Source organism: Clostridium tertium, from assembly GCF_017873245.1.
GTDB lineage: Bacteria > Bacillota > Clostridia > Clostridiales > Clostridiaceae > Clostridium > Clostridium tertium.
Genome location: NZ_JAGGJY010000001.1, coordinates 216,748 through 241,947, shown reverse-complemented (window position 1 = coordinate 241,947; position 25,200 = coordinate 216,748). Strand labels below are relative to the sequence as shown.

At 25.8% G+C, this 25,200-nt stretch carries 25 protein-coding genes; 5 read left to right on the top strand and 20 right to left on the bottom strand.

Translation table 11 applies throughout. The features are described 5' to 3' along the window. Positions 1–2: 2 nt before the first annotated feature. From J2Z25_RS01210 to J2Z25_RS01200, 3 genes are all read right to left on the bottom strand, one after another. On the bottom strand, positions 3–785 hold the full coding sequence (locus J2Z25_RS01210; RefSeq protein ID WP_209737725.1) for an ABC transporter ATP-binding protein: 783 nt from the start codon (positions 783–785) through the stop codon (positions 3–5). Between the two features lie 71 nt (positions 786–856). Beyond that, complete coding sequence (locus tag J2Z25_RS01205) at positions 857–1,831, bottom strand: aromatic acid exporter family protein (RefSeq protein WP_209737723.1); 975 nt, start codon at positions 1,829–1,831, stop codon at positions 857–859. 20 nt (positions 1,832–1,851) lie between these two features. Beyond that, positions 1,852–2,727: a radical SAM/SPASM domain-containing protein gene (locus tag J2Z25_RS01200; protein ID WP_209737720.1), complete on the bottom strand. Its 876-nt coding sequence runs from the start codon at positions 2,725–2,727 to the stop codon at positions 1,852–1,854. 162 nt (positions 2,728–2,889) lie between these two features. On the opposite strand from J2Z25_RS01200, the gene J2Z25_RS01195 reads away from it, so the two are divergent. Beyond that, a complete protein-coding gene (locus J2Z25_RS01195) occupies positions 2,890–3,411 on the top strand; it encodes a J domain-containing protein (protein ID WP_209737717.1) in 522 nt (173 codons plus the stop codon). A 59-nt stretch (positions 3,412–3,470) separates the two neighbouring features. Here J2Z25_RS01195 and J2Z25_RS01190 read toward each other — a convergent pair whose 3' ends face one another. The 5 genes from J2Z25_RS01190 to J2Z25_RS01170 form a co-directional block, all read right to left on the bottom strand. After that, entirely contained in the window at positions 3,471–3,632 is a 162-nt protein-coding gene (locus J2Z25_RS01190; RefSeq protein WP_209737716.1) for a hypothetical protein, read from the bottom strand. Positions 3,633–3,670: 38 nt separating this feature from the next. After that, the gene (locus J2Z25_RS01185) at positions 3,671–5,665 is read right to left on the bottom strand and encodes a methyl-accepting chemotaxis protein (RefSeq protein ID WP_209737714.1); all 1,995 of its coding nucleotides are present in this window, start codon (positions 5,663–5,665) and stop codon (positions 3,671–3,673) included. 326 nt (positions 5,666–5,991) lie between these two features. After that, complete coding sequence (locus J2Z25_RS01180) at positions 5,992–6,405, bottom strand: hypothetical protein (protein WP_008678196.1); 414 nt, start codon at positions 6,403–6,405, stop codon at positions 5,992–5,994. A 44-nt stretch (positions 6,406–6,449) separates the two neighbouring features. Further along, the gene (locus tag J2Z25_RS01175) at positions 6,450–7,133 is read right to left on the bottom strand and encodes a putative ABC transporter permease (protein WP_209737712.1); all 684 of its coding nucleotides are present in this window, start codon (positions 7,131–7,133) and stop codon (positions 6,450–6,452) included. 90 nt (positions 7,134–7,223) lie between these two features. Continuing rightward, the gene (locus tag J2Z25_RS01170) at positions 7,224–7,562 is read right to left on the bottom strand and encodes a hypothetical protein (protein ID WP_008678194.1); all 339 of its coding nucleotides are present in this window, start codon (positions 7,560–7,562) and stop codon (positions 7,224–7,226) included. 154 nt (positions 7,563–7,716) lie between these two features. Between J2Z25_RS01170 and J2Z25_RS01165 the strand changes: the two genes are divergently transcribed. Beyond that, positions 7,717–8,139, top strand: coding sequence for a hypothetical protein (locus J2Z25_RS01165; protein WP_209737710.1), 423 nt, complete (start codon positions 7,717–7,719; stop codon positions 8,137–8,139). 70 nt (positions 8,140–8,209) lie between these two features. Here J2Z25_RS01165 and J2Z25_RS01160 read toward each other — a convergent pair whose 3' ends face one another. After that, positions 8,210–9,112, bottom strand: coding sequence for an aldo/keto reductase (locus J2Z25_RS01160; RefSeq protein WP_209737707.1), 903 nt, complete (start codon positions 9,110–9,112; stop codon positions 8,210–8,212). 246 nt (positions 9,113–9,358) lie between these two features. Here J2Z25_RS01160 and yjeM point away from each other — a divergent pair, with 246 nt between their 5' ends. After that, positions 9,359–10,864, top strand: a complete 1,506-nt coding sequence (yjeM, locus tag J2Z25_RS01155; protein WP_209737706.1) for a glutamate/gamma-aminobutyrate family transporter YjeM — start codon at positions 9,359–9,361, stop codon at positions 10,862–10,864. Positions 10,865–11,030: 166 nt separating this feature from the next. Here yjeM and J2Z25_RS01150 read toward each other — a convergent pair whose 3' ends face one another. Beyond that, entirely contained in the window at positions 11,031–12,467 is a 1,437-nt protein-coding gene (locus J2Z25_RS01150; protein WP_209737704.1) for a hypothetical protein, read from the bottom strand. A 200-nt stretch (positions 12,468–12,667) separates the two neighbouring features. Here J2Z25_RS01150 and J2Z25_RS01145 point away from each other — a divergent pair, with 200 nt between their 5' ends. Next, positions 12,668–13,870 (top strand): dicarboxylate/amino acid:cation symporter, encoded by a 1,203-nt coding sequence (locus J2Z25_RS01145; protein ID WP_209737702.1) that lies wholly within the window; start codon positions 12,668–12,670, stop codon positions 13,868–13,870. 40 nt (positions 13,871–13,910) lie between these two features. On the opposite strand, the gene J2Z25_RS01140 is transcribed toward J2Z25_RS01145, so the two are convergent. The 9 genes from J2Z25_RS01140 to J2Z25_RS01100 form a co-directional block, all read right to left on the bottom strand. After that, positions 13,911–14,795 (bottom strand): ComEC/Rec2 family competence protein, encoded by an 885-nt coding sequence (locus J2Z25_RS01140; RefSeq protein WP_209738249.1) that lies wholly within the window; start codon positions 14,793–14,795, stop codon positions 13,911–13,913. 216 nt (positions 14,796–15,011) lie between these two features. After that, the gene (locus J2Z25_RS01135) at positions 15,012–15,482 is read right to left on the bottom strand and encodes a threonine/serine exporter family protein (RefSeq protein WP_008678184.1); all 471 of its coding nucleotides are present in this window, start codon (positions 15,480–15,482) and stop codon (positions 15,012–15,014) included. Positions 15,483–15,484: 2 nt separating this feature from the next. Beyond that, positions 15,485–16,249, bottom strand: a complete 765-nt coding sequence (locus J2Z25_RS01130; RefSeq protein ID WP_008678183.1) for a threonine/serine exporter family protein — start codon at positions 16,247–16,249, stop codon at positions 15,485–15,487. A gap of 184 nt (positions 16,250–16,433) precedes the next feature. Next, on the bottom strand, positions 16,434–16,856 hold the full coding sequence (locus J2Z25_RS01125; RefSeq protein ID WP_209737700.1) for a UDP-N-acetylglucosamine pyrophosphorylase: 423 nt from the start codon (positions 16,854–16,856) through the stop codon (positions 16,434–16,436). A gap of 171 nt (positions 16,857–17,027) precedes the next feature. Then, positions 17,028–19,646 carry a 3'-5' exonuclease gene (locus J2Z25_RS01120; RefSeq protein WP_209737698.1) on the bottom strand — a complete coding sequence of 873 codons (2,619 nt, stop codon included), beginning with the start codon at positions 19,644–19,646 and terminating at the stop codon, positions 17,028–17,030. 111 nt (positions 19,647–19,757) lie between these two features. Next, complete coding sequence (locus J2Z25_RS01115; protein WP_209737696.1) at positions 19,758–20,501, bottom strand: ABC transporter permease; 744 nt, start codon at positions 20,499–20,501, stop codon at positions 19,758–19,760. After that, on the bottom strand, positions 20,501–21,157 hold the full coding sequence (locus tag J2Z25_RS01110; RefSeq protein ID WP_209737694.1) for an ABC transporter ATP-binding protein: 657 nt from the start codon (positions 21,155–21,157) through the stop codon (positions 20,501–20,503). The genes J2Z25_RS01115 and J2Z25_RS01110 overlap by 1 nt, the downstream gene beginning before the upstream one ends. A gap of 14 nt (positions 21,158–21,171) precedes the next feature. Beyond that, entirely contained in the window at positions 21,172–21,354 is a 183-nt protein-coding gene (locus tag J2Z25_RS01105; RefSeq protein ID WP_097032701.1) for a nitroreductase family protein, read from the bottom strand. 103 nt (positions 21,355–21,457) lie between these two features. Then, positions 21,458–21,769: a PadR family transcriptional regulator gene (locus J2Z25_RS01100; RefSeq protein ID WP_209737691.1), complete on the bottom strand. Its 312-nt coding sequence runs from the start codon at positions 21,767–21,769 to the stop codon at positions 21,458–21,460. A 500-nt stretch (positions 21,770–22,269) separates the two neighbouring features. Here J2Z25_RS01100 and J2Z25_RS01095 point away from each other — a divergent pair, with 500 nt between their 5' ends. Continuing rightward, positions 22,270–23,241: a metallophosphoesterase gene (locus J2Z25_RS01095; protein ID WP_245173024.1), complete on the top strand. Its 972-nt coding sequence runs from the start codon at positions 22,270–22,272 to the stop codon at positions 23,239–23,241. Between the two features lie 139 nt (positions 23,242–23,380). Here J2Z25_RS01095 and J2Z25_RS01090 read toward each other — a convergent pair whose 3' ends face one another. Then, on the bottom strand, positions 23,381–25,159 hold the full coding sequence (locus J2Z25_RS01090) for a M3 family oligoendopeptidase (protein ID WP_209737688.1): 1,779 nt from the start codon (positions 25,157–25,159) through the stop codon (positions 23,381–23,383). Between the last annotated feature and the right edge of the window lie 41 nt (positions 25,160–25,200).

Here is a 25,200-nt window from a genome sequence, read left to right as displayed (position 1 = left end):
TCTTATACCTCTTTAACTACAGATATGAAGTTTTCAGCTAATTCTTTATATTGGTGGAATCCTGTGACCTCATTAAATATGCTTTCAAGTGAACTTTCCTTATAATTACTCTTTAGTTCTTCAAAATTACCATCTGCAACTATTTCACCATTATTTATCAATATTATTCTATCACTTATTTTTTCAACAACTTCCATTATATGAGATGAATAAAAAATTGTTTTTCCTTCTTTTGCAATATAAGAAAGTATCTCTTTAATAATCATTACACTATTAGCATCTAATCCACTTAAAGGTTCATCTAAAAATAATATTTCAGGATCATGTATTAAACTTGATATTAATATTAACTTTTGCTTCATACCCTTTGAATATGATGAAATCCTCTTTTCATAGACATCTGCTATTCCGAGTATGTTCATTAATTTTCTTGCTTTATTATCAGCTTTGTCATAATCTATATCATATAATTGGGCTATGAAAGTTAAATATTCTTTTCCTGTTAAGCTATCATATATTTCAGGTACTTCTGGAACATATCCTATTTTCTTTTTATAGCTTCCATCATCTTTAGAAATATCTTCTCCAAATATTCTTATTTCCCCAGTATATCCAGTAACTAGTCCCATAATTATCTTTACTGTAGTACTTTTCCCCGCGCCATTTGGTCCTATATATCCTATTATACTTCCCTTATTTATTTTAAGATTTATCCCTTTTAATACTTGTTTTTCTCCAAAACTCTTTTTTAAATCTATTATTTCTAATATTTGATTCGTTTCCATAAATATCATCTCCCAAAAATATTTTACAATAACTTTTATTATTTGTAAAATATTTACTTAATATGAAGTTTTCATTTAATGTTATTGAATAAATTATAATTTAAAACAAAATTTCTTTTCATAGTTAATAAATCTTCCATATCATTCAAAAATTGTAGAAGTTGTGCTCTATTTTCAAATTCTTCCCTAGTTTTTGGCAAAGCCATTTTTTTAAAGTCATTTTTTAATACTTCTAGTTCTTCTAATAGCTCCTTACAATCATTTGTATCTTTTATTTGATCAGCAACACTTTTTGTAAATTTTGATATCATATGTGTTTGCTCAAAAGACATATAAAACTTTTCAAAATGAGATCTGAGCTTTTTTATTATATTAAATTGATTTTTTCTCATATTCATATAATCAGTATAATAAGAATCACTTTTTAAAAAGCTATTATTTACTATTTTATAAGCCCTTTCACAACTTTCATTTATCCTTTTTTCTAAATCCCTCATTAAAAATTCCTCATCGATATCTACAGTATAAGTTACAAGTGATTTAGACATTTTAGATAAAATTACTCTATAATTTTTCTCTATATACTCCTTATCTTCATTAAATTTATACTGAAGAGATGGCATAAATAAATTAGCTATGGAGGCTATTCCAACTCCTATTATCATAATTAATGTTTCATTAATAACCCAATAAAGATTAATGGGATTTGCTATAAGTAAATGAGTTGATAATACAACAGCAGGTACCATACCTTCTGATATATTTAATTTTGATGTAATAGGTATAAATATTAAAAGAAATATTGCAAAAGTAATAGGATTTTGTCCTAGAAAACCATATATTAAAACCGATAACAAAATTGCTATTACACATGCAACAACTCTATTTTTACCAACCATTAGTGCCTTTTTTCTAGTATCTTGAATACTTAAAATTGCTATTACAGCTGCAACAGCTGAAAATTGTAAATTTAATAAATTAGCAAGTATTAATGATATAGCTGCTGAAACAGACATTTTGACAGCTAAATTATACACATACTTCACATTACCCCTCCCAGCATATATTATTTAAAATTTCTTTTTGCGTATCCACATCTTTTACATAAATCTTCTACTGCACGTCTTCTTGAAAATCCATCATATATATTTCTTGCTCTTTCAGAAGTAATTATTTGTTCTAAGCTTTTCTCAAAAATATTACCTAGTGGTATTTTTCCCTCACTATCTAGACAGCATGGAACAACAGTACCATCAAGTAATATTCCAATTTGGTCTCTAAGTCCATAACAAAATACATCTTCACTTATTAACGATAAATTTGCATCTGGCCAACTGAACTTTTCTGCCATATTTAAATATACTTTATCCTTTAATTTTAATCTCTTTTTTTCCTTTAATTCTTCTATTAAGTTAATTTCAAGATTTAATTTATCTTGTATTAAATTTATTATTTGTAAGTTTAAATTATTGTTGGCTTTTAATTCTTCTGTATCTATATTCCAAAGTCTAAGAGCACAAATGGTTTCACTTTTTTCAGTAGACTCATTAATAAAATCTAAAATATTATTTATATATTTATTAAACTCTATATCATTATCATTTGCTTCAAAACTATGTAATGATATATTTATTTGCCTCACTGCTTTTGAATTTATTATTACATCTTTAACTCTATTTATTAATGTTCCATTTGTTGTTATATTTACTTTTAAATCAGCTTCTTTTGCTATCTTTAGAAATGTTTCTAAATTCTTATTTAAAAATGGTTCACCCATTAAATGTAGATAAATATGATTAGTATAACCCTTAATCTTATTGATTATTTCATTAAAGCTTTCTATACCCATAAAGCCTAATTTTCTACTTGTTTTAGGACAAAAATTACAACTTAAATTACAAATGTTAGTTGTTTCTATATATATTTTTTTAAATCTCGTCATTTGTTATCTCCTTTTCATTTATATTTATAAAATTAATTTATCACATTATTGTCTTCTTTCCAAATATATTTAAAATATATGACGAACTTAATTTGTAACATAATTTAATGGTTATCTATATATTTATAATAAGTATATAAATATGAAGGATGTGAAACTATTTTGGACCCATATAAAATTTTAGGGGTTACTCCAGAGTCTTCAAAAGATGAAATTAAACAAGCCTATAAAAACATATTAGATGAATATGCTACTAACAACACAGATCTTCAATCTCGTCCACTTGCTGAAGAAGTTCTTTCCGAAGCTAATATGGCTTACGATGTATTAATTAATGGTGCTATTTATAAAGAAATTCGAACACTTATTGATAATAATAATATTCCAATTGCTGAAAGTAAATTAAATCTTCTAGATTTAAACGACTCTGCTGAATGGAATTACTTAAAAGGCTTTGTTTATTTTAAAAAAGGCTGGTTTGACCTAGGAGTTCAGCATATAGTAACTGCTACAGAAATTGATCCTGAAAATGATGAATATGCAAAGACTTTAAATACTTTAAGAATGCGCTCTAATGAAATAATTAATTACTACAAACAAAATAGTTCTCAAGGAACTACCCAAAATACTATGAATGCTTGTGGTGGCGGCAACATGGGCGGAGGCAGTGGCGGAATGTGTTAATTCTCTGCTACTTAATATAAAATTAAATAAGGAGTAGTACCTTATAAGTTTACTGCTCCTTATTTTCTATTTATCTTAACTATTTCAAGTATTAACTTTGATAATTTCTCTAAATCATCTATCACAATATACTCATCTAATATATGATATTTTCTTTTATCACTTGAAATATTAATATTTTTAGTTACATTTCCATTCAGTATATTTGTGTCACTTCCCACACCTTACAATGAAGTTTTACCTTTTACACCTTCAAACTTTAATAAGCTTGAAATTTATCTAGTAAGTCATTCATATCAGCAGTTTTATTTGCTAAATTATGAGAACTTATAGCTACCATTGTTGTATTTTTCTTTAACTCTTCAGATGATGCTGTAATTTCCTCTGATGATGCAGCTATTTCTTCTGATAATGCTGAAACCTCTTGAACTGTTTCTAAAAGACAACTTCTATCTTCTTCAACCTTTATAAAAGATTCATTTATATCCTTTATTTTTGGACTAACACTTTTAATTGAATTAGATATATTATTAAAAGAATTTATAGTTTCTTCAACTACGATTTTTTGTTCTTCTAATCCTTGACTCATTTCCTCTGTTTCATTTGATATTGCTTTTGCATTATTAAATATATTATTTAATATTTTATAAATATTATTTGAAGCTTCTTTAGATGTTTCTGCTAAAGATCTAACTTCATCTGCTACCACTGCAAATCCTTTACCTGCTTCACCTACTCTAGCTGCTTCAATAGCTGCATTTAAAGCTAATAAATTTGTTTGATCTGATATATCATCAATTAAAACAGATATATTCTTTACAGTTTCTATATCAGAATTCATATTTTTTATGCTTTTTATAAATATGGAAAACTTTTTATCAAATGAATTTATGGATTCAATTAAATTTATCATATCCTCATTACTTTTTTCAGAATTATTATCTATTTCTTCTGAAACTTTTTTTATTCTCTTTATATTTAATTCTGCCTCCTTCATGCTGTCCCCTAATTTATTTACTATATTAACTATATTTAATAATTCATTAGATTGTTTACTTGTGCCTTTAGCAACTTCATTTATTGATAAATATATATTTTCAGTTGACTGACTAAGTTCTTCTGAGATATATGCTAAATTAGCTGAATCCTCAAGAGTATCATTTGATAGATTTTGTACTCCTCTTATCATGCTTCCAACTTCTGATTTAGTACCTTCAATAGCTCTACATATATTTCCTATTTCATCTTTTCTCTTTAAATATTTTTCATGAAAACTGACTTGAAGGTTTCCTTTTGAAAAATCATTCATATTAGTTTTTATTGCTTCAAATATCTTACTTATGGCTTTAGTTAAAAATATAATTATTACTATACTTAATAGCAGTACTGTAATGGAAGAAAGTAATAACCAAGTTATTAATCCCTTTAATTCTTTTAAAAGTTCTCTGTTGCTAATCGTTATTCCTATAGACCAATCTGTACTATCAATAGGAGTATAAGTAATATACATCTTTTCAACACCAAATTTATATTTTTCTATTCCTTCATTTTTTGATATCATATTTTTTTGAACTGTTATAAATTCTGAATACTTTTTATCATCTATATTATTTTTTATATAATTAGTATTATTTTTTACAACATTGTAATCGTTATCCAAAATTACGTTTCCTTCTTTATCTAATATAAATGTATTAGAATTTTCTAGTAAATTAGTATCATTAACTATTTCATTAAACTCTATGGCTTTTCTTACAGCAACTAATATGTAATTTTCTCCACCATCATTAAATGGAACTAAATATGACATCAAATATTCTGAATCACTTTTGTACGGATTAGATACTACTTTTTTCCCATTAATTGAATCCTTAAAGAAATTACTACTGCTTATATCATCAGTTTTTCCATTGCTATAAATTACTTTTCCATCCTTAGAGGCGATACCATAATTATAAAAACCTTTATCACTAAGATTTTGATCTAGAATTTCAACTTTTTCTTCTATTTTAATATCCTTATTTTTTATTTTTTCATCATTTGTAATATCCTCTAAAAACCTCAAATGCTCTTGTACTTCATCACTTATTAGCTTTGCTGAGATCTTTGTCATTCCATACATTAACGTAGTATTACTTTTTGCTAATGTATCGTTAGCAAAATAATAAGCAATAAATGATATTATAGTAAGCGCTATTATAACCACTCCTATACAGTATGCAACTATCTTGTTAGTAAATTTGTTGAGTCTCATAGCTTATCCCCCTAATTAATATACTTTTTATATATCCATTTTAATTATACTATATTTTGGTATAATTTCTAATATCTTTAATAAATTTCTAGTCTATTCTACAAGATAAAATAATATTATTAATTATATTATTATTTAGGAGAATAAAATGAGTAAGTCAAATCAAAACAAAAAGAACGACTCTAAAGACAAAAAAAATAGTAAAAAAGACTCAGCTAAAAAAAACTCAAAAAAGAAAAAATAAATTATAATGAAGATATTCTTATATTTAAAAATTATAACTTAAATCTAAAAAGTCACCATAGCTTAAATATGGTGACTTTTTATTATTCTAATTGAGTTATTAATCTTCTCATTACATCTTTAAGTTTACCTTCTCCAGTATCTTCATGTGTTGCTGCTATTATCAGCTTTATATCATTATCAGACGGATCCCATTTATAAGCCTTTATGTCCATAATAGCTTCATCTGGTAAAATATCTTCCATATCTGTAGCTAATTCTTCTGATAAACTCATATATTCATCAAAAAGCTCATCTTCATTTAACTCATCTATATTATAATCATCTTCTATAATTCCATTTAATATACCTACATCTATGCTTAAGTTAAAAGCTAATGTATCTTCTCTTTTAGTTCCCTTGCTCATATCTTTAATTACTTTAAATTCTGAATTATTTTCAATTTCATTTTTTACTTCCTCTGTATCAACCACTTTTCTTCCAAATGCGATGTACATAATTTCACCTCCGTAATAATAAATCTTTACAAATAATAATAAAGTTATACCTTCTTATTATTCTTCATAGATTCTTTAATTAATTCCTTAAGCTTTTTTAACTCTTTCATATACTTTTTATGCTCCAATTGTGGAAAGGCCTCAATAAATCTTTTATGATTTTTTAATTTCAATTCTTTTTTAATTTCTTCTAAAATATTCATATTTTTTAAAGTTATATTTAAGTTAATTACTTCTCTAACAGTTAATACTAAATCTATAAAAAATAATATTACACATAAGCTTGATATTATTATTATAGTAATTGAGCTTAGCCTAACTACTATATCTAATACAAAAGGATGTACTATTTTAATTAATATAACAGATAAAACTGCAAATAAAGTAGAATTTAGCAAACAAACTCTACCTTTAATATTAAATTTTCTATCTGAATAATTCCATAGTCTTGTATGAAATACATATTCTAATAAAATATCAGCAATAAACTCTATTATCGAAGCAATTAATCCTCCAAAAATAAATACTAAAATTGTAGATTTAATATTAATCCATTTCATTATATAAATAACAAACATTGCGCCAAAACCATAAACTGGACATACTGGTCCTTTCAAAAAACCACGATTTATAAATTTCTTAGCTGGTATTGAGCAATAAATAACTTCACAAATCCAACCAAAAAAACTATATATACTAAAATATAATATTATATTTAAAAACCACATAAGAATCCCCCCATAACGCTATATAATAGTTAATTATAATATTTAATTATAATTTCTAAGCTTAAGTTTTCCTTAAAATGCGGTTGTAATTTATTTTTTTATCTTTATGGTTTCCATTACTTCATTAAATAATTGATTATAGAAATTATCAAATCCATCATCATCCAATTCAATTTCTTCAGAATCATTTATATAAAACTTGTCCATTGTAGAAATAATTAAATCAAACTTCTTTAAATCATTTTCTTCTAATAGAACATTATATAAATATGCTAAATGATTTTGCATGTATTTTTGCATTTCTCTAATATCTGAATCTTCTAGTTTACCCTCGTCATACAATTTCTTAACTGGTCCATTTCTAAAAATAAAATAAGTTGATGCTTTTGTTATTCTAACTAGATAATCTTTTGGTATTCTTTCTTTCATATATTCTCACCTCATGATATATTACTATGTATATTTAACTATATATGCACCTACAATTCAAGCCTAATAATATATATTGTCATTATGATATAAATTGAAGAAGTATACTCTTTGTATTATAATATAAATATTACATTATGATAGAGGTGTTGAAATGGGATTCTTAAAAGGTACATACGGAGTAGATATACTAACTTTAGTTTTATTATTTTTAAGCTCATTGCTTAATTTTTCTCGTTTTACAAGGATCATTGGTTATGCAGTACTTTTAATTGCTATCTTCAGAGTATTTTCTAAAGATATCTATAGAAGAAGAAGAGAACTTAACTCTTTTGTTACATTTATAAATAAACCATTATCTAAGCTTGGATTTACAATTCCAAGTAATATGCCACCACTTGATTTAAATAATCTTACTTATCTTTTTAAAATTCTTGAAAATAAGATAAATGAAAATAAAAATTATAAAATAACAAAGTGTCCAAGCTGCGGACAAAAATTAAGATTACCTAGAAAAAAAGGTAAAATAGTTGTAACTTGTAAAAGATGCTCTAATAAATTTGATTTTAAAACTTAATTTTAAGATGGTAGGATATAAGCTTAATTAAGTAATCTTATATCCTATTTTAATTTGTAAATTCTTTAGCTTAAGGAATATCTACTCCTCTTCCTGCTACATATATTTCAAACCATTGATCTCTTGTAAGGTTTAAATCAGTTGCTCTAACAGCTGATTTAATTCTATCTAAATTTCCAGAACCAACTATAGGCATAATTTTGCTTGGATGCATTAATATCCATGCATATACAACTTCATCAATGTCCTTTGCTGAAACTTCTTCTTTTATTTTATTTAAAACTTTTCTAACTCTTATAGATGCTTCATCTTCACCCTTAAATATTCTTCCTCCAGCAAGAGGAGACCACGCCATTGGCTTTACTCTTTTTTCAAGCATTAAATCAAGTGTTCCATTTTCGAAATGCTCTAAATTTAAAGGAGATACTTCAATTTGATTTGTTACTAATTTTTCATCTAAATAAGAATTTAGCATATTAAATTGAGCTGGTAAAAAGTTAGATACTCCAAAATTTCTTACCTTACCTTCATTTTTTAATTTTGAAAATGCCTCTGCTACTTCCTCTGGATTTAATAAAGCATCAACTCTATGAATTAATAATAAATCTAAATAATCTGTTTTAAAGTTTTTTAAAGATCTTTCAGCTGATTTTATTATATGTTCTTTACTTGTATCATAACAATGTGATTTATTTTCTGGTCTATTAACTGATGGAAACTTAATACCACACTTCGTTACTATTTGTAATTTTTCCCTCAAACCTTTTTTTAAGTTTAATGCCTCACCAAATTTTTCTTCACAACAAAAGTTACCATAAATATCAGCATGATCTATTGTTGTTATACCTAATTCATTAACTTCTTCAACTAATTTTAATAATTCTTCATTACTTAAATTCCAATCCATAAGTCTCCAATGTCCATGAACTATTCTAGACATTTCTAAACTATTACTTAACTTAACCTTTTCCATTTTCTTCACCTTTCTATTTGTATTTATCGTAGATATCTTTACTATATAATAATCATCACCAGTGAATATATTAAATTTTCTTTTAGTATTTTATATACTTATAAATGTATAACTTACTATTTAATTATATCATATCTCCTTAAGACTTATTAATAATTAAGCTATTAAAAATGGGTAAACTTCCCTTAATATATTACTTTAATATTGAACAAAATAATTTTAATAATAGTTTAAGGAGGTCTAATCGTGGGAAATAAAAAATTAGATAGTGGTAAGTTAACCTTATCTGCACTTATTTTAATGATTTTTACATCAGTTTATGGATTTAATAATATTCCTAGAGCATTTTATTTAATGGGTTACTCAGCAATTCCTTGGTATTTATTTGCTGCAATTTTTTTCTTTTTACCATATGCTTTTATGATGGCGGAATATGGGGCAGCTTTTAGAGATGAAAGTGGAGGAATATATACCTGGATGGATAAATCTATTGGACCTAAATATGCTTTTGTTGGTACATTTATGTGGTATAGTTCTTACTTGATATGGATGGTTAATATATCATCTTCAATTTGGGTACCTTTATCTAATTTAATTTTTGGATCAGATAATACATCCACTTGGTCTTTATTGGGATTAAATGCGCCAAGAACACTTGCTATACTAGGCTCAATATTCATTATATTAATTACATTTATATCATCAAAGGGACTTAAGGGAATTGCTAAAATAGCTTCTATTGGTGGAATATTTGTAACTAGTGCTAACTTAGTTTTAATAATTGGAGGATTAATAGTTCTAATTGGAAATAAATTTAAATTAGCTGAACCTATTGATATTCATGCTTTTTTAGCATCACCTAATCCGGCTTATCAATCACCTTTAGGAATTTTAGGTTTTTTAGTTTTTGCTTTATTTGCATACGGTGGCCTTGAAGTAGTTGGTGGTTTAGCTGATGCAACTGAAAATCCTAAAGTAACCTTTCCAAGAGGAATTAAAATTTCAGCAATAGTTATTGCTATAGGATATTCTTTAGCAATATTATTTGCAGGATTTTTTATAAATTGGAATAATATTTTAAAAGGCCCTGAAATTAATATGGCAAATGTTTCATACATAGTTATAAAAAACTTAGGAATTGAAATTGGAAAAGTTTTTGGCTTATCTCAAAATACAATAAACATGCTTGGTTCCTTGTTTGCTAGATATATAGGACTTGCAATGTTTTTAGCGTTACTTGGTGCATTTTTCACATTAGCATATTCACCTTTAAAACAATTAATAGAAGGAACTCCTTCCGGCATTTGGCCTAAATCTTGGAGTAAAAAAGATGAAAATAATATGCATAAGAATGCAATGTGGGTTCAATGTGCCATAGTCGTTGCAATAATACTTGTAACATCTTTTGGCGGTAAAAGCGCAAGTGTCTTTTTAAATTATTTAGTTTTAATGGGCAATGTAGCTATGACAATTCCATATATGTTTTTATCTTTTGCATTTATATATTTTAAAAAGAAAAAGGAAATTGAAAAACCTTTTGAAATATATAAAAAAGATTCTTTCGCTACTGCAGCTGCAATCATAGTAACTTTGACTGTTGGCTTTGCCAATGTATTTACCGTGTTGCAACCTGCTTTAGAAACTAAAGATTATATTTCTACTATCTTTCAAATTGCAGGACCTATAATTTTTGCAATTATAGCTTTAATCTTATATTCTTTATATGAAAAGAATATTAGTAAAAATAAATAAAAAAAGTTATATACTGCATATTTTAAAAGTCGAAAGTTATTATAATTAGTAAATCTAATAATAAATAGAAGGATATAACATTTCGTTATACCCTTCTATTTATTAATTGAAAGAATAAAAAATTACACGAAATTGCCTATTTTCTTTTCAAGTCTGAACTTGCTTCTTAAATATCCTTTCTTTTATTTTCTTGTATAGATTTAACCTTTTCTAGTTCTCTAACAAATATATCTGCATTTGTATTATCTATATAAAATACACACATTATGTAGTCATTTAATTCAGTAACAGTTGTAGTAATTCTTGTATAATTCATTAATTTATCTACTTCAAATCTTTTATTTAAATTTAAATATTTCTTCTTTCCATTAATTCTGACGTCTTTACAATTATCTAAAAATTCAAACATGACATCTTCTTTTGTTTTAATACCTAAAATCATTCCATTTTTAGTATATCTAAAACAATATCCATCTTGATCAAAATCACCCATTTCATCAATTCCATTTATAATTTCCTCATAATTATCCCATTCTCTTTCAATATCTTCTTTATCATAGTAATAATATCGTATATATGAATCTATGCAAAAAGCATTATATTCTCTATCTTCTATATTTAAACATTCATTTTTATCTTTATGATAATTTTCTTTTAACTTACTATTTATTTTAAATATATTTTCTTTTATTTCTTCACAATTTTCCTTAACTTTATCTATTGCTTCTTTAAAGTCATCAGCATCTATAGGATTATTTAGCTGTATGTCCATCAATATCTTTTTGGAATTATACCTTATTAAATCTATATTAAACTTAATTTCATTATTTTCGTTTTCTATAAAATTTAAATTTTTCATAATATCGTTTTTGTTTTCTATTGAATTTTTATTTTTTATAACATTTATAACTATTTCTATAAACTCTACTCTTTTACTAAGCTTTTTTAATACCATAGATACATTTTCTATCTTCCTTTCACCAACTAAAGTTACCATTTGCGATAAGTCTGATAGTATCCCACTATTACATTTATCTAGTTTTAATATTAATCCGTTAACACTGTTATCAACTTTAATATTATATTCATTTCTTAATTTAATTTCTATTTCTTCTTGTAATTTTCCCTCCCTATCTGTTATATATCTACTTACAGAATCCTTATCAAGCAATATTTTTTTTGCTTTATTTAAATACTTTAAGCAATTATTATATCCTTCTATTAATCTTTTTTGAGTTTGCTTATCACAATTTTTATATAATTTCTTATAATTTTTTATTAATAAATTAATTGCAGATAAAGCTTCAATAATTGATGTTTCCATTTCACTTTTTACTGTTGATAATTTATATTTATGCTCATAACATAATTCTTCATAATCTTCACCTCTGCTTAAATTATTTCTAAGCAAAGATTTTTCTAGCTCTAATCTTGCTAAATTTATATTATAAATATCCTTTCTTAAATAATGATAACTTTCAAGTAAATCATCTTCCTTACTATAGTCTTTTATTGCCTTGCAAATATCACTTAATATATCTATTGCTTCATCTAATCTTCCTTCATATTTTGAAGGTTTTCTAAATACGTCCAATATGCTCATAGCTTTGTCCCTCCTAAATAATATTGCATTTTCCATTAAATACATTATATTTATTTAGGTTTTCCCATTTGAAAATATTAATACATTTATAGATATCATTAATATTTTTTCTTGACTTTAAGTCATTCAAGTTGTATTATGTAGTTAATTCATATACAGATGTACTTCATAGAGATACATTTATTAAAGGGGGCTTTACCGTGAAAAATACATCTTTAATTTTAAAAATATTTATAGCACTAGTACTTGGTATAACTTTGGGGATAATATGCAAAAGTCTTAATTTAGATTTTCCAATTAGGCTTTTAGCAACATTTAGTGAATTATTTGGAAGCTTTTTATCTTTTATTATTCCATTAATTATGATTGGATTCATTGTTCCTGGAATTGCATCACTTGGAAATAAATCAGGAAAAGGCTTATTAATTACAACCATAGTAGCGTATATTTCTACTCTTTGCTCTGGTTTTTTAGCATTTTCCGCAGGCTCATATTTATTGCCTAAATTTTTAAAATCAAATTCTTTAGTTATAGAATCAAGTAATCAAATAACTACATTTTTTAGTATTGATATTCCACCTATAATGACTGTAATGTCAGCACTAGTTTTTTCTTTTATTATGGGAATAAGCTTATCAAAAATAAAAAATAGTAGCATATTAAATATATTTAATGAATTTAGTTCAATAGTAACTAAGATTATTTCTAAAGTGCTTATACCTATAGTTCCTATTTATGTTGGTGCAATATTTTCTAAGCTTAGTTTTAGTGGTGAAATTTTTAGTACATTAAAAAGCTTTGCTTTAGTTTATATAATTTTATTTGCTCTTCAAGCAATTTATATTCTAATTCAATATTCATTTGCTAGTAGTATAAAAAAAGAAAATCCATTAAAGCTTCTTAAAAATATGCTACCTGCTTATTTAACAGCAGCTGGAACTCAATCATCTTCTGCTACGATTCCTGTAACAATAGACTGTGTAAATAATAATGATGTTAGTGAGGAAGTAGCTGATTTCGTTATTCCTCTAGCTGCTACTATACATTTAGCAGGAGATACTATAACTCTTGTATTAACATCTATGGCTGTAATGTATATGACTGGTAGAGTACCTACATTTTCATTAATGCTACCATTTATATTTATGCTTGGAGTGACTATGGTTGCAGCTCCTGGTGTTCCTGGTGGTGGAGTTATGGCTGCATTAGGAATTTTAGAATCAATGCTTGGCTTTGGAACACTTGAAAAGCCAATTATGATTGCACTTCATGCTGCTCAAGATAGCTTCGGAACTGCAACTAATGTTACTGGTGATGGAGCAATAGCTATATTAGTTGACAAGCTTTTAAAGTATAAGGAAACTTCAAATGAAAATTTAAGCGATTTTACTGTTACAGAATAAAAAAAGAGATATGAATTAATTTAATTCATATCTCTTTGTGCTATTTTTCAGTTCTTATACTAATAGTGTTTCCATCAGACATAATTGTTATTTGCCCTTGCTTATCTGTTCTATAAGCTTTTATTCCTTGAGTATCTATAGTTTGTAATGTTTCTCTATGTGGATGTCCATATTTATTATCTACACCGCAACTAATTACTCCATACTCTGGTGAAACTGCCTTGACAAATTCCTTAGTTGATGATGTACTGGAGCCATGGTGACCAAATTTTAATACATCAGCATCTAAATTTTTAGGATATTTAGCTACAACTTCTTGCTCTGCATGAGCTTCTGCATCACCTGTGAACATATAACTAGTATTTCCAAAGGTTAATTTCATTATAGGTGAATAATCATTAAATTCTTCATATGATTCATAAATTGGAGAATAAACTTCTATCTTTGCTCCATTTCCTAAGTCAAAACTTGTACCTTCTTTTATTACTTTAGCTTTTAAGCCTTCTTTACTCACTGCATTTATCATATTTTCAAAAGTTTTTGTTGTATGTGTAACTTTTGGCATATAAAAACTTTCAACATCATACTTTTCAAAAACTTTCACCATTCCACCAATATGATCTTCATGTGGATGAGTCGCAATAACAATTTCAAAATCATCTATATTTTTTTCTTCTAATTGTTTCATTAATTTATCTGCATCACTTCTTGGACCAGCATCTACTAAAATATCAAAATCATTTACCTTAATATAAGCTGAATCACCTTGTCCAACATCTAAATATGATATTTCTAATTTACCACTTGGAGTTCCTATATTGGAATCTTTTAAATCTTTTCCAAAATATAAAGATATTACAGCAATTATACCAAATACAATAATAGTTATAAATTGTGCTTTTTTATTGCCTTTATGTTTTTTCATAGTTTTCTCAAAAGATTTCTTTAGGTCTTTTTCTTTAGTCAAATTTTTATTCCTCCCTACAAACATACATTCTTGCTAATAATTATTATATGTTTTTATTGAGAAAAAGTCAAAAGGCGTTACATTTTGTCCTGCAACGCCCCATAGTCATAGTCAAATTAAAAATATAACTTCTGACTATGATAATATTATCTGTATTTTTCTAGGTTTTATTCATTAACTATTCAAAGAGTTACATTTGCTTTCACTTTTTATTTTTTTACTTGAATTATATTTTATTAAAGTCTTAGTTATTGTTGAAACTAATATTATGCCAAGTGCTAGTACCCCTGCAGAAGCTAATGTATTTATTCCTATTTCTAATGACTTCATAACATCTCCTGTAATTGCTTCAACCATTGTATAATACATTCCTCCACCTGGAACTAAAGGTATTAAAGCAGTTATTACAAATGTAGTTACTGGAGTTTTTAATATCCTTGCAAAAACTTCTGAATATACGCTTAAACCAACAGAAGCAAGAAATAAAGCTGTTGTGTCAGAGCTTCCAATCCTTAACGAAAATTTATATATAAACCATCCTAATGCACCACATAAAGCTGAAAAAAATAAGTTTTTACCTTTAATATTAAAAACTATTCCAAATGCAAATGATGCTATAAATGCTGATAGAACTTCAATAATCATATTTATATTCCTCCAAATGATCCAATCCAAAAACTTAAAACTACACCTGTTCCAACAGCAACTGCTATAGCTGTTAAAAATGCTTCTGCTCCCCTTGCAAGCCCAGATACTAAATCACCTGCAACTGTATCTCTTATTGCATTTGTAATTGCAAGACCTGGAACTAAAAGCATTATTGAACCAATTATAACTTTATCCATATCAAAAGCTAGTCCAATCTTTATAGATATAATTGCTAAAAAGGCTAAAATCCCTGCACAAATACTAGTATTAAAAAATGAATTTAATCCTATATTCTCGCCTTTTATTGAAAAATACTTAACTACTATTCCTATTAAAAATGCTGCAATTGCGTCTCTTAAAGATCCTCCAAATAAAAAAACAAATCCAAAGGCACCTACTGCTGAAAAAAATATAGTTATTGTATTTGAATATCTTCTTTCTTCTTCTATTTCTTTTAAATTATCGTTTAACTCTTCTACTGTTAATTTATTTTTCACTATATTTCTAGCTAAATCATTTACCTTATGAATTCTTTGCAAATCTACTGATCTACTTGAAATTCTTACTACAAGTGATTTTATTTCACCTTGATATGAAGCAGATGCTATAATTACAGTTGGAGTGGCATAGCTATTTGCTACTTCTATTCCTAATGAATTGCAAATTCTATTCATAGTTTCCTCTACTCTATAAGCTTCTGCTCCACTTTCTAACATTATTTTGCCTGCATAAGCTGCTACTTGAAGTATATTATTTATTTCCATTTAAATTACCTTCTTCTATATTTAACTTTATATATTATACAATTCTCATAATGGCATGTCCATATAGTTTATTTCCTTTTTAAATTTTTATTTTTAATGTCAATAATCAATAGTCAATTAAACGTAACAAAATAATTATCTATAAAATAAAAAAGGAAAAACCATATAGATTTTCCCTTAAAATTTACATATTATCGATTATATTTGATATATTTTTAACTGAAGCATTTCTAATAGTGAAAATCATATCCTCACCAATTCTAAGCTTACATTCATTTTCGTTTATTTTCACTTTATTTAAATTTAATCCAGTAGCTCCAAATTCCTTATATTTAGTTGGTGCTATATCAATATTGAATTTACTATCTTTAGCTCCTGTAATTTTTATTAAGCTTCCTTCACATTCATTATCTTTTATATTTAGCGTTATTATATTGTTTCCTTTTAAAACTACTTTATCTTCTGGTACTGATACTACTGATACTTTACCCGTCATAGTCATCCATCCACCACTTAATTTTATTTTAGAAAGCAATTCTGTATCATATTCCTTTGTAATATTACTTAATAATTGCCCTAATTCATATACATTTAAATCATACTTCATATTTTTATCCCTCACAGCTATCACTATATTTGCTTCAAATAATAATCTAATCAATTAAACTATTAATCTATAAAATAGTTTATATCTTACTTGAAAGCTTTTTTCTTCATTGTAACTTATATAATATTTTTTATTATACTATAACTTAATTAAAATGACTATAAGTATCTTTTAATAATTATTATCTAGTTCTATATGCTCTTTATCTATATATCCTAAAAATCTACTCACTTCATTTTTTCTATTATAATCATCATGTAAATGAGTTAATAAATATAAATGCTTCCTAGCTCTAGTTAATGCAACATAAAATGTTCTTTTTTCTTCTTCTAGGTTATTTGATTTTATCGACATATATGATGGAAATGTATTTTCTTGGAGCCCTACTATAAATACACTATCAAATTCTAACCCTTTAGATTGATGTACTGTTATTATTGGAATTCTTTTTTTATTAGTTCTATTTATAATTAGATTTTCAAGTTCTCCATTTGAAAGTCCAGTTAATTTAATTATATCTAATAAAAAATCTCTATTGCTTTTTTTATTATCATCTAAATCTCTTACAAGCACATAAAAATCCCTAAGTCTTTCTATTTTTTCTCTTCCTTCTTTAATAGCTTCAATACCTCTTCCCGAATATAATGTTTTTATATTAAATTTATTTATAATATCAACTATTATATCTTGAGGTCTTTTAAGTTCAGCTTCCTTAAATAACTCATTAAGTTTATCACTAATATATGAAAATGCTTTTAAGTGCTTAGACATATAATTTATTCTCTGCATTGATGTAGGAATTAAATTTTCATTTATTGCTCTTACTAATAAATCACTGGTAGCTAATATATCATCCATAGCATCATGACTTGGTTTATTTTTTGTTTCAAATATCTTACTAAGTGTCTCTAATTTATAATTAGGTAAGCTAGTATAAAATCTCCTATATATATCTAATGTATCATAAAAAGCTTTAAATTTAGGTCCATCTAAGTTATTTCTATATAATTCACTATTTAAAATATTTATATCATATTGCACATTATGGCCTACTATAACTGCACCTTTTGAAAAATCTATAAACTCTTTTAATACTTTTTTCTTATCTTCACCTTTTTCATTTAAAAATTCATCACTAAATCCATGTACTTTAAATGATGATTCTACAGACTTCTTATTTTTCAAAAACTTTTCAAAGCTATCGATAACTTCTCCATATTTATTTATCTTTATTGCTGCTATTTGTATTATTTCATCTTCTGTTACATCTGTTCCTGTACTTTCAACATCAAACACTATTATATTATCTTGCGCAAATTCATTTATTAATAGCGAGTATTTTTCTCCATAATTTCTTGCATTTAAATCTATAAAATCACATAAGGAAATTCCAACTTCTTTATATTCTTTTGATTCAATAACTTGAAATGTCTTCTCTCCAATTCCTGTTGGAAGTCTTTTGACTATTCTCTTTAAGCTTACATTATCATACTTATTTGAAATAAGCTTCATAAAAGCTATAATATCCTTTATTTCTTGCCTTCTAAAAAATTTAAATTGATCTACTAAAATAAACTCAAAATCAGAACCTTCATATCCAATTATGCTTCCAAGTTCTCTACTCAACTTAATATTATAATTATTATCTCTACTTAAAATACAAAGCTTTGATATATCTTCCCCCTTTTCTTTTAATAATTTTACCTCATTAAATATAAATCTAGCTTCATCTCTTAAATTATTGCACATCTTTAACTTTATTTTTTCACCATTATCTTTTGTTTCTGAAGATATCTCATTTTTATATAATGATTTATATTGCAATTCAAAAGCATTCTTTAAAAAGCTTAAAGCCCCATTAGTTATAAACTTAGTTGATCTGTAATTCTTAGAAAATACTATTTCACTTGGATTATACTCTTTCTTATAAAATTCTAGTATTTTTTGTGGCTCTGAACCTCTCCAACCATAAATAGTTTGAAACATATCTCCACATAGTAAAATATTATTTTCTTTAAATATCTTTTCAATTATAAAATACTCTAGCGTACTTGTATCTTGAACTTCATCTATATTTATATACTTATAAGTTTCTGTTAATCTTAAAACTAACTTATCATCCTTTAATATTTCTTTTGCCTTTGAAGTTAAATCTGCAAAATCTAACCCATGATTACTATAAAGTAATGAGTTATATAAATTAACTAGGAAATGCCCCTTTTCTAATAAAAAGTTCTTCATTTCATTATTTAATATCCCTTTATCACTACAAATTGAATTTATCTTAGCTTCATTATACTTAAATATATTTGCTATAGTTTTACTATAATCATCTAAAATATTATTACTATAAAAATCAAGTTTTGCTCTTTCTATTTTAGTCAGCTCTATAAACTGTTGTAATTTAAAAACAGAATAATTGTAATAATTACATTCTTTTATTATTTCTCTAGAGTCTTCTTCATCAAAAACAATAAAATCAGTAAATATATCTGTCCTTTTCTTTGCATCACTTTTTATTAAATCATAACAAAAGCTATGAAAGGTTCTTATAGTAATGTCTTTAGCCTCTTCCCCTACAACTTTTTCAATTCTCTCTCTCATTTCTGCACAAGCCTTATTAGTAAAGGTTATACATAATATTTCTGAAGCTTTTGCTTTATTACTTTTTATAATATTAGAAATTCTACTTGATAAAGTATTAGTTTTTCCAGTGCCAGCTGAAGCAAGAAGCAAAATGTTATTTTCTAATTCATTTACAACTAAAGCTTGTTCTTGATTTAAAGTCATACTTACCACTCCCAGCTTTATTACTTTTATCTCATTTTATCACAATTTATAAATTGGTCCACTACTTAACTAATTAATTTTTCTGGTTATTTATAGTTTAATAATTATTGTTTATATTAACTGTTTCCTCTTATTATAAAAACCCTTATATGCTAAATATGTTGCCATCATAGTTGATATAGAAACTGATGAAAGAATCATAAAAGTAACCATAATTTGAAATTTTATAGCCATAAGTGGTGATTCACCTGCTAGTATTAAACCTGTCATCATACCAGGAAGAGATACAATCCCTAATGTCTTTGCTGAATCAATAGTAGGTATGATTGAAATTTTAATGCTTTCCTTAATTACATCACTAGATGCATCTTTCATATCAGCACCTAATGATAATTTCACTTCAATTTCAGTTCTTCTAGCTTTAAATGAATTGTTCAAATTTCTATAACTCAATCCAATAGCCACCATGGAATTACTAACTACCATTCCAGCTACTGGTATAACTTCATTTGCTGTAAACTTTATAGCTCCCGATAATATGAGAACCATCATAGTAATAGTTGTACCAACCAAAATTGATAAAAATGATATTATTAAAGCATATTTAACATTCTCTCCTCTTTTCTTTATATTAACAGCTGCATTTATTATCATAATTAACACTAATATCACTATAAAAATAGACTTTTCTAGCCCAAAAATAATTTCTAAAATATAACCTACTATTATTAACTGAATAATCGCTCGTAAAATACTTACTATTATCTCTTTTTCTAAACCTAAATCTTCTTTATATGATATAAAAATAGGTATTAGTATTAAAGCTGAAGCTATTATTAATGATATAGTATTCATTATCTAAGAACCTCCATACATTTTATCTTGCCTTCAGATATAGTTATTCTTTTATTAAATATTTTTTCACTTTGCTCCATACTATGAGTAATCCACAGCACAGTTACTCCTAAATTATTTAACTCCTGTACATATTCCTCAACAATCTTTGCATTTTCTAAATCTAATGATGATGTTGCCTCATCTAGTAAAATAATATCTGGTGTATATAATAGATTTCTTATTATTGAAATTCTCTGTTTTTCCCCACCTGATAATGAAATAATATCCTTTTCTAAAAAACTTTCATCAATATTGAATCTTTCTAATAATTTTACAATTCTTTGTTTATTCACTTTTTCTTTTCTTATTTTGAATGGGAATTCTAGATTTTCACAAACACTTTTCCCAAACAATTCTGGTGTCTGTAAGCAATAACTTATTTTTTTTCTTAATTCTATTGGATTATATCTTGTATAGCATTTCCCATTAAAATAAATATTTCCACTTGTTATAGGAATCATATCTGCACATAATTTTAACAATGTGCTTTTACCACTTCCTGACTGACCTACTATAGATATACAATCTCCCTTTTCTATATCAAATGATATACCTTTTAAAATTTCTAAATCACCCACATTGTAAAAAACATCTTTTATACTAAGTATATTCATAATAAATCTCCTTTTTAATTACCATTTATTGAAGTGTATCTTACTTTTGTCAAATCTAATATAACAAATCTCCATGGCTGCTTATTTTTTGATGATGGAGCTAACATTCCTGCTTCAATTATCTTATTTATTTTTTCAACTTCAACTTCTTTTTCATTAAATCTTCTTATACTCTGTCTCTTGTTTATTATACTCATAATATTTCACCCCCATTATCGCATTTCGATATCGTAATGCGATAATATCATTTTTCACAGTTTATTGCAACAAAAAAGTTAAGTAAAATCAAATTTACTTAACTTACTGCAATTCTATATCATTAAATAATTCTTTCAAATTATTTTTTAATTCTAATAAAAGTTTATTTCCTTTTTGTGTAGTTTTATAATACTTTCTTATTTTCCCATTAACATTTCTATCCTCTTTTTCTATTAAATTTTCTTCTACCATTGATTTTAATAAAGGATATAAAGTACCAGGACTAATATTATAACCGTGTTCTTTCAATTCTTCTATCATCCACGACCCATAAAATTCACCTATATTTCCATGATGAAGTATATGCACATATATTAACCCATTGAATATCCTTCTTGTAATTTGCTCTTTCAAAATGTTCACCTCAACATATCATTTCTTTATCTGCATTATAACATTAACCTATAATCTAATACAATAATACTCTGCACTACAAAAATTTATTTGTTCAAGAAATTCTTATATCACTCACAATTTATAAGGATCATATAATACATTTATTTTCTAATTTCATCTTTGTTAATACTTTTCTTAATATAAAAACTTAATAATCATTCAATTTTAATAATTCAACGTAAGTGAATTATCTCCTTAACTCTTTGACTCTTCACTATTTCATTTTTTGTTTGGTTCAAAAATACTGTTATGTTATAATAATCTAAAATTTATTTTTGGAGTTGATTAAATTGAAGGTTAAATATATACTTATTTTTCTTATATTTTCACTTTTATATTTTTTAATAAATTATTATATAGGTCGAAAAATGCTCAATGGCTTTAACTATATTTTCAAAATTTCTCCATTAATTTTTTGGGTTATTTTTTGGGCTTTAGCTTTATCATATGTAATTTCAATGTTACTTAATAAATTTATATCTCCTAATTTAACTAACTTTCTTTATTTAGCTGGTTCCTATTGGATGGGATTATTAATGTACGCTTTATTAACTTTTCCTATTATAGGAATCATAAATATAATAGTTAGTAAATCACACTTATCAAATAACTTAACTGATAAATATTACATTTATCAAACTCTATTAATTACTATAATTTTTATTATAATAACTATAATTGGAAGCTTTAATGCTAAAAGTTCTTATGTAAAATCTTTTGATATAGATATAGATAAACAAGCTTTGAAAGAGCCTATAAATGTAGTTATGGTATCTGACATACATTTAGGAAATATAATTAAAAACAAAAGACTTTCTAATATGATAAAAGAAATTAATGATTTAAATCCTGATATAGTAATAATTGCTGGAGATATTATAGATAGCGATATAAAGCCATTTTTAGCTAATAATATGGGAATTGAATTTTCAAAGATTAAATCTACATATGGTACTTATGCAGTACTTGGCAATCATGATTTAATGACTAAAGCTGAAAACCAAATAGTAAATATTCTTGAAGAAAACTCTGTCAAAGTTTTAAGAGATGAATCTATTTTAATAAATGATAGCCTTTATATAATAGGTAGAGATGATATTACAATAAATAGATTTTCAGAAAATGATAGAGCTTCATTATTAGATTTAACACATAATCTTGATAACTCTAAAGCTATGATTGTTATAGATCATAATCCTAAATATATAGACGAAAGCTTAAATGCCAATATTGATTTACAACTTTCTGGTCATACTCATAAAGGACAAATTACCCCTGGAAATTTAGTTACAAATAAAATGTTTGAAATTGATTATGGTTATTTAAAGAAAGACAACTTAAATGTTGTAGTTTCTTCTGGTTATGGAACTTGGGGACCTCCTATAAGAATAGGTAGTAGGAGTGAAATAGTTCAAATGAACTTACATTAATATATTGTACTAATAAAAACTAATTCTAATAAAATTACTATATATTTATTAGTTTTATATTCTTATTAAATATATATTTAATATTAAACTGAAATTAAGGGATATTTAAAAAATTTTAAATATCCCTTAAAATTTAAATTTATTTTATTTCGTAACTTAAACAAATAAATCTTTCTATATCTTCTTCAATAAGCTTTAAAGAATTTCTCCAGAAATTCACATCATGAACATCTATATTCATTATTTTTGTTACATCTGCTACTTTTTCTTTTCCTGTAACAGCTAATAATTCTTCATATTCCTTGCAGAAGCTTTCGCCTCTCTTTAAATATTCAGCATATAAACCCTTTGCAAATAGGTTTCCAAAGGCGTAAGGGAAGTTATAGAAGTTAGCTGTTGCATAATAATAATGAGGCTTCCAAGTCCACATATATTTATGCAAGAAGTTATTATCAAGACCATCTCCATAAGCTTCTTTTTGTGCATTTAACATGACATTATTAATTTCTTCTACTGAAAGAGAGCTTTCTTTTCTCTTTTCAAAAACTTCACTTTCAAATAAAAATCTTGAATATATATCAACTATTACTTGATTACAATCAGATATTTCTGCTTCTAAAATAGCAAAGGCTTCTTCTTTAGTTGCGCTTTTAACAGCTCCCCTTTTTACTAATATTTCACAGAAATTAGATGCTGTTTCAGCTAATGTCATTGGGTATTCTGAATTTAATGCAGTTTCACTGCTTAAGCAATGGCTATGAAATCCGTGTCCAAGCTCATGAGCCATAGTTACAACATCACTAAAGCTATTACCATAATTTAATAATATTCTACTTTCATTTATAGCTTTTATACTTTCACAGAAAGCACCGCCAACTTTACCTTCTTTAGGCATAACATCTATCCAATTGTTATTAAATGCGTTTATAACAAAGTCAGCTAAATTATTGCTAAAACTTCTAAAATTCTTTTCAACAAAGGCCTTTCCTTCTTCATAAGAAAACTTCATTTCTTTATTTATAACAGGTGCATATAAATCATAAAATGGTAATCCATTTTTATGACCTAGAAGTTCTGCTTTCCTTCTTAAATATTTTCTAAAAGCAGGTAAGCTTTCTTTTATAGCAGTAAGCATTGCATTTAAAATATCTTCATCCATCCTAGATTCTTCTAATGTCATATGAAGAGGTGATTTATATCCCTTAAGCTCAGAAGTAGTTAAAACTTCTCCTTTAATTCCATTTAAAGCTGCTGCAACTCCCTCTTCTATTTTTTCATAGGATTTAATTTCTGCTTCATATGCCTTTTTTCTTAATTCTGAATCTAGGCTATAAGCCATATTTAGTACTACCGTTAATGGTAATGACTTATCTTCATTATCAATATTAATATCAACTTTATGTGTTGATATTAAATAATCCTTATAATTTGACCATGCATCTGAACCGGTATTTCTCATTTTAGCAATTATAGCTTCTTCTTTTTCACTTAGCATGTATTTATTTTTTTCTTTAATTTCATTTATAAAAAATTTATGTTTACTTAATAAATTTGATGAATTTACTAAAGTATCTATATCTTTTATATTTGCTATCCATTTATAAATTTTTGTTAGCGGCTCTGCTAAAAGACTATATTTAGAATTTATAACATCTAAATACTTTCTTCCTTCTGCATCTTTTGAATCTGTACTTAAAGTTAAATTTGCATAAGCACCTATTCTATTTATAAGTAAATTTATGCTCTCTAACTTATTTATTAATTCCTCTAATTTTACTACATCATTTGATTTTTCATCAGTAGATTTTGCAAAATTTTTAAGATCTTCTATTCCCTCATCAACTTTCTTTAAATCTGTAACAAACTCTTTAGAATTAAATGATGGATATATTTCTTTTAAACTCCATTCTAACGACATTTTTATGCCCCCTTTTTAATATTATTTTTAAATGCTTATTT